We start from the raw sequence: 9,056 nt of genomic DNA, 5'->3' as shown, positions 1-9,056 counted from the left end.
GACGACGGCCAGCAGCGCGGCCCCCAGCGAGAACCCGTAGGCGTTGGACGCGCCGAACATGTCGGTCATCCGGCCGCCCGCCCACGCCCCGAGCGCGACGCCGAACCCGACCGACGTGGACAGCCACGCCATGCCCTCGGTGAGCAGGTGCGGCGGCACCAGGCGCTCGATCATGCTGTACCCGGTGATGATCGTCGGCGAGATGGCCATCCCGGCCACGAACAATGCCGCGCCGAGCAGCGGCAGGTTGCCGATCAGCACGATCGGCGTCAGGGCGACGGCGAAGAAGATCAGCGCCCGGACGAACCGGCCGCGCAGCGAGAGCTTCCAGGAGCGCGCGCCGTACCAGAGCCCGGAGACCATGCTGCCGCCCGCGAACGAGGCCAGCAGCGCCCCCGACAGCGCCTTCGCGTGGTGCTCCTCGGCGAAGGCCACGGTGATGAGGTCCACCGAGCCGAACACCGCGCCCATGGCGAGCAGGACGCAGCACAGCAGGACCACGCCGGGGATCGTGATGGGGCTGCCCGAGCGTCCCGCGGCCTTGCCGGACGGCGGCTCGGTGCCGCGCTGGAGGGCGAAGAAGAGCGTCCCGATCACCGTGGAGACCAGCGCCACGATCAGCCCGGCGTACAGGTTGACCCCGGTGGCCAGGGCGGAGACCACGGCCGGGCCGGCGACGAAGATGACCTCGTCGGCCACGGACTCGAAGGAGAAGGCGGTGTGCAGCTTGGGCGAGCGGCCCAGCAGATGAGTCCAGCGGGCCCTGACCATGGAGCCGAGCGAGACGGCCGCCGCGCCCACCACCACCCCGGTGGCGTACAGGGTCCACTGCGGCGCGCCGAGGCCGGCGCACAGCATCAGCCCGACCAGGGCGGTGCCGTGCACGAGCACCAGCGGGATCAGCACCCTGCCCTGGCCGAACCGGTCGGCGAGGCGGCCCGACAGCGGGGCGGCGATGGCGAACGCGATCGACACCGTGGCCGACACCGCCCCGGCCGTGGTATACGAATCGGTCAGCCCGGATATGAGCAGGACGATTCCGATGCCGAGCATCGACATGGGCATTCGCCCGAAGAATCCGCTGATGACGAAGCCCTTGACCCCGGGCATGTCGAACAGCCCACGGTACGCCCCCACCACTTCGACTCCCTTCGCACGCGCTCGGCGTGGAATTCGGCGCTCCTTCACCCGACCGCGTGCTCGGCACCGGAAACCGTGCCGGGCCGTCGGTGGCCGCGGGCCCGGACCCGGCGGCGAGGGGGAGACTTATGCCCCTCTGGACGATGACGCACTATTGAGACTTGAATCAAGTGGATTTTCGCATTTGACGGCGACCGCGTGGACGGTGGGATAGCGTGAACCCGATGTCCCCCGCCACCCGGTCCTCCTACCTGCCCGTCGTCCTGGCCGGGCTGACCGCGACGATCGTGGTCACCGCCGTCGTGGCGGGCTACCTGCTGTTCCGCCCTGAACGGTCGGTGGGTTCGGTACGCGTTGATCGCGCAGTGGCGGGTGGCGGCAAGGCCCTCACCGCCCTGGACCGCATGGTGCCCACCACCGCCCCGCACGCCGCGACCGCGCCGACCACCTCCGCCCCCGCGCCGCGGATGACCGGCGGCCCGGGGATCACGCCCACGCCGCCGCAGGTCTTCGCCGTGGCGCAGGCGTCGGTGCCGCGCGCCACACTGCACAAGATCTCCGCGCTGAAGCACGTCCAGAAGATCGCCGCGGTGGACGCCGGGACCGTCCGCGTCTCCGGCACGGCGATCAGCCTGCTGGCGGTGAAGCCCGCCGAGTTCCGCTCCTGGACGCCCAAGGCGGTCGCCGGCGAGCCGGGCGTCTGGGACGCGATCGCAAAGGGCGAGATCGTGGCCGACGCGCGGGCGGTCCGGCGGCTCGGCATGCTCCTGGGCGCCGACTACCAGGTGGACAATGGGCCGCGGCTTCGCCTGGGGGCGTCCGCCGCGCTCGGGCTGCCGGGCGTGGACGGCCTGGTCAGCGTGGAGGTGGGACGCGGGCTCGGCCTGCTGCCCGGCGTGGCGGTGCTGGTCCACGGGGCGGACGAGCACGTCGCGGCTCTGGGCTCGGGGGTGCGCGCGGCGCTGGGCCAGAAGTCCCAGGTGGTCGCGGTGGGCGAGGCCGCGAACCGGGTCACGAAGGCCGCGAAAGCGGGCAAGGACGGCAAGGCGGAGGACGGCGCGGCGCGCCCCAAGGCCCCGCAGCGGGTGGTGGTGGGAAGGCCGGGCAGCTACCTGGAGCTGTACCAGGTCTCCGCGAAGGTCTGCCCGGGCCTTTCCTGGACCGTGCTCGCCGCCATCGGCCAGGTGGAAAGCTCCCACGGACGCAACAACGGCCCGTCCTCGGCGGGGGCGCTGGGGCCGATGCAGTTCATGCCGGCCACCTGGAAGGCGTACGGCGTGGACGGCGACGGTGACGGCAAGGCCGACATCTGGAGCCCCTACGACGCGGTGCCCTCGGCCGCCAACTACCTCTGCGCGAACGGTGCGAACCAGGGCGGCAAGAAGCTGGAGAAGGCCGTCTGGTTCTACAACCATTCGTGGAGCTATGTGCGCAAGGTGCTCGGCATCGCCGAGGGTTACGCCCGGCAGTACGGCTGACCCCGCGTCAGCCGGCGGCGACCCGCTCCGCCGGCTGCGGACGTTGCGGCCTCGGGCAGCAGGTGGCCGCGCACATCACCGGCTCCGGCTCGGCCATCAGCTCGCCCACCATGCTCACGAACCGCGGATGCGTGCCCGCCGTGGCCGCCCGGGTGAGGCGCATGCCCAGCTCCCGCGCCCGGTCCGCCGCCTCCACATCGAGATCGTAAATCACTTCCATGTGGTCGGAGACGAACCCGATGGGCACCAGCACGACGGCGGCGACACCGTCCTTGTGAAGGTCCGTCAGGTGGTCGCAGACGTCGGGCTCCAGCCACGGCACCTGCGGCGGCCCGCTGCGGCTCTGCCACACCAGGTCCCAATCCTGCCCGGAGCGGCCCACGGCCTCGGCCACCAGCCGCGCCGTGGTCCGCAACTGGGCTTCGTACTCGCCGCCGGAAGGCCCCGCGCTGCGCGCCATCGTCACCGGGACGCTGTGCGCGGTGAACACCAGTCTCGCCGTCGCCCGGTGCTCGGCGGGCAGCTCGGCGAGGGCCCGCTCGGTGTGGTCGGCCATCGCCGCGACGAACCCGGGATGGTCGAAGTAGTGCCGCAGCTTCACGATCTCCGGCGCGCCCGCCACCTGACCCACCGCCCCGGCGATGTCGTCCAGGTACTGGCGGCAGCTCGAAAAGCCCGCGTTGGCCGCCGTGACGAACGCCGCGGCCTTGCGCACCCCGTCGGCCGCCATCTCCCGTACCGCGTCGGTGAGGAAGGGGTGCCAGTTGCGGTTGCCCCAATAGACCGGCACGCCGAGCGTCGGCTTGAGCGCCGCCACCAGTGCCCGGCACTGGTCGTTGATCGGGCTCACCCCGCCGAACCGCTGATAGTGCGCCTCCACCTCCAGCAGTCGCTCCCTGGGCACCCCTCGTCCTCTGACGACGTTCTCCAGGAACGGCATCACGTCATCCGGCTTTTCCGGCCCGCCGAACGATACGACCACCAGCGCATCGTAATTCCCCATGCCCCTATCCAACCCGATTCCCTCGCCGGTCCCGCGCGCGGTGCCGCGAATGACACCGCCCGGTAGATTCAGGACGTGACGGACTTCAGGGATGTGTTCAAGGACATTCGGGACTATGTACGGGTGCCGCGCGTCGTCGGCCTGCGGTTGTCGCCGGACGGTACGAGGCTCGTCGCGGTCGTGCAGGCGCTGAATCCCGACGGCAGGTCCTACGGGACCGCGCTGTGGGACATCCCGGCGGCGCCGGACGGCACGCCCCGCAGGCTGACCAGGTCGGCCAAGGGCGAGGCCGCGGCCGAGTTCACCGCGGCGGGCGACGTGCTGTTCGTTTCCGCGCGGCCGGACCCGACGGTCAAGGCCGACGACGACGAGGCGCCCGCGCTGTGGCTGTTGCCCGCCGAGAGCGGGGAGGCCCGCCGGGTCGCGGCCAGGGCCGGGGGCGTCAAGGCGGTGCGGTCGGCCGGCGGGGCCGTCGTCTTCGCCGCGGACGTGCTGCCCGGCACCGAGGCGGGCGACGCCGAGCGGCGCAAGGCGCGCAAGGAGGCAGGCGTCAGCGCAATACTTCACGACGCCCACCCGGCGCGGTACTGGGATCACGACCTCGGCCCCGGCCAGACGCGGTTGTTCGCCTCCTCCGCCGTGGGCGACCGGCTGGAGGAGATCAGGGACCTGACCCCCGAGCCGGGCCGCGCGCTGGACGAACCGAGCTTCGCGGTGACGCCCGACGGATCGGCCGTGGTGACGACCTGGGCGACGCCGAGGCCGGGCGGGGAGAACCGCAGCGACCTGGTGGCCATCCCGATCGGCGGCGGGGAGCGGCGGGTCCTGGCCTCGGTGGAGGGCTACGACTTCCTGGGGCCGATCGAGGTCTCCCCGGACGGGCGGTACGTGGCCTGCTCGCGTGAGACGCACGCCCGTGACGGGGCCGACCCCAGGCTGCCCGAGAGCGTGCTCTGGGTGCTGGACCTCGCGACCGGGGAGGGCCGCGCGCTCGGCGAGGGCCTGTGGCCCGCCGCCATCGCCTGGGCCCCCGGCTCGCGCGCGGTCTACGTGATCGCCGACCGCGCCGGCCGCAGACCCGTCTTCCGCGTGTCCCTGGACGGCGGCGACCCGGTACGGCTGACCGGCCCCGACTCCTCCTACATGAACCTGTGCCCCGCCCCCGACGGGACCACGCTGTACGCCCTGCGCAGCGGGATCGCCGAGGCCCCCGCCCCGGTCCGCCTCACCCTCGGCGCGGACGGCACGCGCGAGGAGGAACTGCCCGGCCCCGCGCCACGGCTCGCCGTGCCCGGCACCCTCACCGAGGTGACCGCCATGGCCGACGACGGGGCGGAGATCCGCGGCTGGCTGGCGCTGCCCGAGGGCGCGTCGGCGGACAACCCGGCGCCGTTCCTGCTGTGGGTCCACGGCGGCCCGCTGGGGAGCTGGAACGACTGGTCCTGGCGGTGGAACCCGTGGATCATGGCCGAGCACGGCTACGCCGTACTGCTGCCCGACCCGGCCATGTCCACCGGGTACGGCATGGAGATGATCCGCCGCGGCTGGCGAGACTGGGGGCCGCGGACCTTCGCCGACCTGATGGCCATCACCGACGCCGCCCTGGCCAGGCCCGACCTCGACGCCACGCGGACCGCCGCGATGGGCGGCTCCTACGGCGGCTACATGGCCAACTGGATCGCCGGGCACACCGACAGGTTCAAGGCGATCGTGACGCACGCGTCGGTGTGGCACCTGGACCAGTTCTCCGGCACGACCGACGCCCCGTACTACTGGCGGCGGGAGTTCGGCCCGCCGGACGGCGAGCCGCTGCGCAGGCTGTCGCCGCACCTGTCGCTGGAGAAGTTCACCACGCCCATGCTGGTGATCCACGGCGACCGCGACTACCGCGTGCCGATCGGCGAGGGCCTGCGCCTGTGGTGGGACCTCCAGCGGTCCTCCGTGGTGGCCAAGTTCCTGTACTTCCCCGACGAGGGCCACTGGGTGCTCAAGCCGGGCAACATCGTCGCCTGGTACGAGACGGTCCTGGCCTTCCTCGCCCAGCACGTGCTGGGCGAGGAGTGGAAGACCCCCGCGTCGCTGTCGGGGGAGGGCTCATGACCACGCCCGCCGAATTCACCCGGCTCGCGGCGGAGATCGCCCGCGAGGCCGGTGAGATGCTGCTCGCCAAGCGGCCCGCCCGGCCCGAGGTGGTGCAGACCAAGTCCAGCCCGACCGACGTGGTCACCGCCCTGGACCGGGCCGCGGAGGAGCTGATCCGCGCCCGCGTCCGCGAGATGCGGCCGGACGACGCGATCCTCGGCGAGGAGGGCGGGGCCACCGGCGAAGGCGCGGTGCGCTGGATCGTCGATCCCATCGACGGCACGGTCAACTTCGTGTACGGCCTGCCGGACTGGGCGGTGAGCATCGCGGTCGAGGTGGACGGCGAGATCGTGGCGGGCGTGGTGAACGTCGTGCCGCGCGGTGAGGTGTTCACCGCCTCGCTCGGCGGCGGGGCCTGGCTGGGCGGCGAGCGGCTGCGCTGCAACACCGGGGTGTCGCTTTCGGGGGCGCTGGTCGCCACCGGGTTCGGGTACCAGGTGGGGCGGCGCACGGTACAGGGCGAGGTGCTGGCCAAGGTGCTGCCGCACGTCCGCGACGTACGACGGGCGGGCTCGGCCGCCGCCGACCTGTGCGCGGTCGCGGCCGGGCGGGTGGACGCCTACTACGAGCGCGGCCCGCAGTACTGGGACTACGCCGCGGGCGGCCTGGTGGCGACCGAGGCCGGCGCCCGGCTCGGCGGGATGCGCGGCAGGCCGGTCGGCCCGGACATGACCCTGTGCGCCGCGCCGGGGTTGTTCGAGGAACTGCACGACCTGCTCGCCGGGTTCGATCCGGAACGCGACGAGTAGCGCGGCCGGCCTGCGGACGAGCGCGGGGGCCGGCCCGGTGCGGACCGGCCCCCTGCGCGAAGCTCGGGCTCGGGTACGGGCTCAGCGGGTGAGCGTGACGCCGTTGTCCACGGCGATCCTGCGGAGGTCTTCGATCTCGGCGGTGAGGGTGTCGGCGAGGAAATCGTCGCCTTCGGACCTGGCCTCCTGGAGACCTCGGTAGGCCTGGTCGAGCCTGCGTTCGATGGTGGTGGTGAACTCGCCCATTTCTCACCTTCTTCCTCGGGGGCGGAGAGGGCCACGCCACCCCTGCGGTGAGTCGTCACCAGGGGTGTGGGACACGCTCTACCCACTGGCATATGTTCCTCAAACCACCATTCGCACAACTTGCCGGTGTGCTTCCTGTCACCGCCTCTCCTAGGGTGGTAGCGGGCTTACCCTGCGCTTACCGCCGCTGTGGTGACAATGGGACACCGTTCCGGCGCCTCGTGGGAGGCGCGCGGGCGGATTCTTCGGGAGGTGCCAGAGACCGATGCGGGTGCTTGTGGTCGAGGACGAGCGGGTGCTCGCCGACGCGATCGCCACGGGGCTGCGCCGCGAGGCGATGGCGGTCGATGTCGCCTACGACGGCGGGGGCGCGCTCGAACGCACCGGCTACATCGACTACGACGTGATCGTGCTGGACCGCGACCTGCCCGTGGTGCACGGCGACGAGGTGTGCAGGCGGCTGGTGGCCGGCCGTACCGCCTCGCGCATCCTCATGCTGACCGCCTCCGGCGACGTGGACGACAAGGTCGAGGGGCTCGGCCTGGGGGCCGACGACTACCTGGCCAAGCCGTTCGTGTTCGTGGAGCTGGTGGCGCGGGTACGCGCCCTCGGCCGGCGGTCGGCGCCCGCGCTGCCGCCCGTCCTGGAGCGCGCCGGCGTACGGCTGGACCCGGGCAAGCGCCTGGTCACCCGCGACGGCCGGGAGGTGGCGCTGACCAAGAAGGAGTTCGCGGTCCTTGAGGAACTGATGCGCGCCGAAGGCGCGGTGGTCAGCCAGGAGGACCTGCTGGACAAGGCGTGGGACGAGAACATCGACCCCTTCACCAACGTGGTGCGGGTCACCATGATGACGCTGCGCAAGAAGCTGGGCGAGCCCCAGGTGATCGAGACCGTGCCGGGAGTCGGGTACAAACTGTGAGTGACAGACCGGACCGGCCGGCGGGGGAGGCCGCGGGCCCGGGATCGGCCAGGCCGACGTTCGCCGCGCCGCCGGACCCGGCCGGGCACGCGGAGCCGACCCATCCGATGATCAGCCCGCACGTCAGCGAGCGGGGCGCCCCGGCGGGCCCGCAGCACGCCGGGCGCGGTGGCCCGCCGCCACCGACCGGCCCGCCCGCCTGGGACGGCCCGCCGCCGCTGGCCGCCCAGCCGCTGAGCCGCGGGCTGCGCGAGACGGTCAGGGAACTGCCCGCCCGGCTGGGCATCCGCTGGCGGCTGACCCTCACCTACGGCGCGCTGTTCTTCGCCGCGGGCGCGATGCTGCTGTTCGTCATGTACACGATCGTCGGCGTGTCGATCGAGTCGGCCTGGCCGGTCGCGCCGTTCGACTTCAACGAGCTGCCGGCCGAGGACGGCCAGCGGATCGTGGAGTGGTGGGCCCAGCACCGCGACGGCGCGGTCGTCGCGGCCCGCGCGCACATGCTGAACCGCTCGCTGCTCGCGCTGCTCGGGGTGGGCATCTTCGCCCTGATCCTCGGCTACTTCGTGGCCGACCGGGCGCTGCGGCCGGTGGCCCAGATGACCGCGACCGCGCGCAAGCTGTCGGAGAGCACGCTGGCCCACCAGCGGATCGACCTCAAGGGCGCCGACGACGAGCTGAAGGAGCTGGCCGACACCTTCGACGCCATGCTCACCCGCCTGAACGAGGCGTTCCACACCCAGCGCAGGTTCGTCGGCAACGCCTCCCACGAGCTGCGCACGCCGCTGACCATCAACCGGACCGTGCTGGAGATCGCGCTGGCCGACCCGGACGCCTCAGAGGACCTCAAGGCCCTCGGCCGTACGCTGCTGGAGGTCAACGCCCGCAACGAACGGCTCATCGAGGGCCTGCTGCTGCTCGCGCGCAGCGAGCGGGAGCTGAGCGTGCGCCGGCCGGTCGATGTGAAGGACGTCACCGAGACGGCCCTGGAACAGCTCACGCCGATCGCCCGCGAGGCGGGCGTGTCCATCACCACCGAGCTGGTCTCGGCGCCCACGACGGGCGACCCGGTGCTGCTGGAACGCTGCGTGGCCAACCTTGTCGAGAACGCGATCAAGTACAACATCACCGAGGCCGGGAAAATCTGGGTACGCACGGGAATGGCGGACGAGGCCCTCGTTGTTCAGGTGGCGAACACGGGGCCGCACGTTCCCGCGTACGAGGTGTCGAGCCTGTTCGAGCCGTTCCGGCGGCTCAACGCCGACCGGGTCGACTCCGCCAAGGGCTCGGGGCTGGGGTTGTCGATCGTGCGCGCGATCGTCTCGGCGCACGGCGGCAACGTCAGCGCGGTCCCCCGGGACGGGGGCGGGCTGTTGGTC

8 protein-coding genes are annotated in these 9,056 nt (G+C 72.5%); 5 read left to right on the top strand and 3 right to left on the bottom strand.

The features are described 5' to 3' along the window. Positions 1-1,137: MFS transporter (locus tag C1I98_RS30100; RefSeq protein WP_233508309.1), on the bottom strand; the 1,137-nt coding region annotated here is incomplete at its 3' end. Positions 1,138-1,364: 227 nt separating this feature from the next. Here C1I98_RS30100 and C1I98_RS30095 point away from each other — a divergent pair. Continuing rightward, on the top strand, positions 1,365-2,618 hold the full coding sequence (locus C1I98_RS30095) for a lytic transglycosylase domain-containing protein (RefSeq protein WP_111170767.1): 1,254 nt from the start codon (positions 1,365-1,367) through the stop codon (positions 2,616-2,618). A gap of 7 nt (positions 2,619-2,625) precedes the next feature. Here the strand turns inward: C1I98_RS30095 and C1I98_RS30090 are convergent, their stop codons facing one another. Continuing rightward, positions 2,626-3,621: a ferrochelatase gene (locus C1I98_RS30090; RefSeq protein WP_111170766.1), complete on the bottom strand. Its 996-nt coding sequence runs from the start codon at positions 3,619-3,621 to the stop codon at positions 2,626-2,628. 75 nt (positions 3,622-3,696) lie between these two features. On the opposite strand from C1I98_RS30090, the gene C1I98_RS30085 reads away from it, so the two are divergent. Together C1I98_RS30085 and C1I98_RS30080 are read left to right on the top strand one after the other, a co-directional pair. Continuing rightward, complete coding sequence (locus tag C1I98_RS30085) at positions 3,697-5,721, top strand: S9 family peptidase (RefSeq protein WP_233508308.1); 2,025 nt, start codon at positions 3,697-3,699, stop codon at positions 5,719-5,721. Then, entirely contained in the window at positions 5,718-6,512 is a 795-nt protein-coding gene (locus C1I98_RS30080; protein WP_111170765.1) for an inositol monophosphatase family protein, read from the top strand. Before C1I98_RS30085 ends, C1I98_RS30080 begins: the two co-directional genes overlap by 4 nt. An 81-nt stretch (positions 6,513-6,593) precedes the next feature. Here C1I98_RS30080 and C1I98_RS43245 read toward each other — a convergent pair whose 3' ends face one another. Continuing rightward, complete coding sequence (locus tag C1I98_RS43245) at positions 6,594-6,758, bottom strand: hypothetical protein (protein ID WP_199537314.1); 165 nt, start codon at positions 6,756-6,758, stop codon at positions 6,594-6,596. Between the two features lie 265 nt (positions 6,759-7,023). On the opposite strand from C1I98_RS43245, the gene C1I98_RS30075 reads away from it, so the two are divergent. Together C1I98_RS30075 and C1I98_RS30070 are read left to right on the top strand one after the other, a co-directional pair. Beyond that, positions 7,024-7,677 carry a response regulator transcription factor gene (locus C1I98_RS30075; protein ID WP_111170764.1) on the top strand — a complete coding sequence of 218 codons (654 nt, stop codon included), beginning with the start codon at positions 7,024-7,026 and terminating at the stop codon, positions 7,675-7,677. A gap of 107 nt (positions 7,678-7,784) precedes the next feature. Continuing rightward, a partial coding sequence (locus tag C1I98_RS30070; RefSeq protein WP_111170769.1) for a sensor histidine kinase occupies positions 7,785-9,056 on the top strand: 1,272 nt, incomplete at its 3' end.

This window comes from Spongiactinospora gelatinilytica (assembly GCF_003236385.1).
Lineage (GTDB): Bacteria > Actinomycetota > Actinomycetes > Streptosporangiales > Streptosporangiaceae > Spongiactinospora > Spongiactinospora gelatinilytica.
This window is presented reverse-complemented; position numbering and strand designations above follow the sequence as displayed.

Excerpts from the sequence above, each read along its gene's own strand:
- C1I98_RS30095 (WP_111170767.1), top strand. The coding sequence starts at position 1,365 with ATGTCCCCCGCCACCCGGTCCTCCTACCTGCCCGTCGTCCTGGCCGGG.
- C1I98_RS30090 (WP_111170766.1), bottom strand. The coding sequence starts at position 3,621 with ATGGGGAATTACGATGCGCTGGTGGTCGTATCGTTCGGCGGGCCGGAA.
- C1I98_RS30080 (WP_111170765.1), top strand. The coding sequence starts at position 5,718 with ATGACCACGCCCGCCGAATTCACCCGGCTCGCGGCGGAGATCGCCCGC.
- C1I98_RS43245 (WP_199537314.1), bottom strand. The coding sequence starts at position 6,758 with ATGGGCGAGTTCACCACCACCATCGAACGCAGGCTCGACCAGGCCTAC.
- C1I98_RS30075 (WP_111170764.1), top strand. The coding sequence starts at position 7,024 with ATGCGGGTGCTTGTGGTCGAGGACGAGCGGGTGCTCGCCGACGCGATC.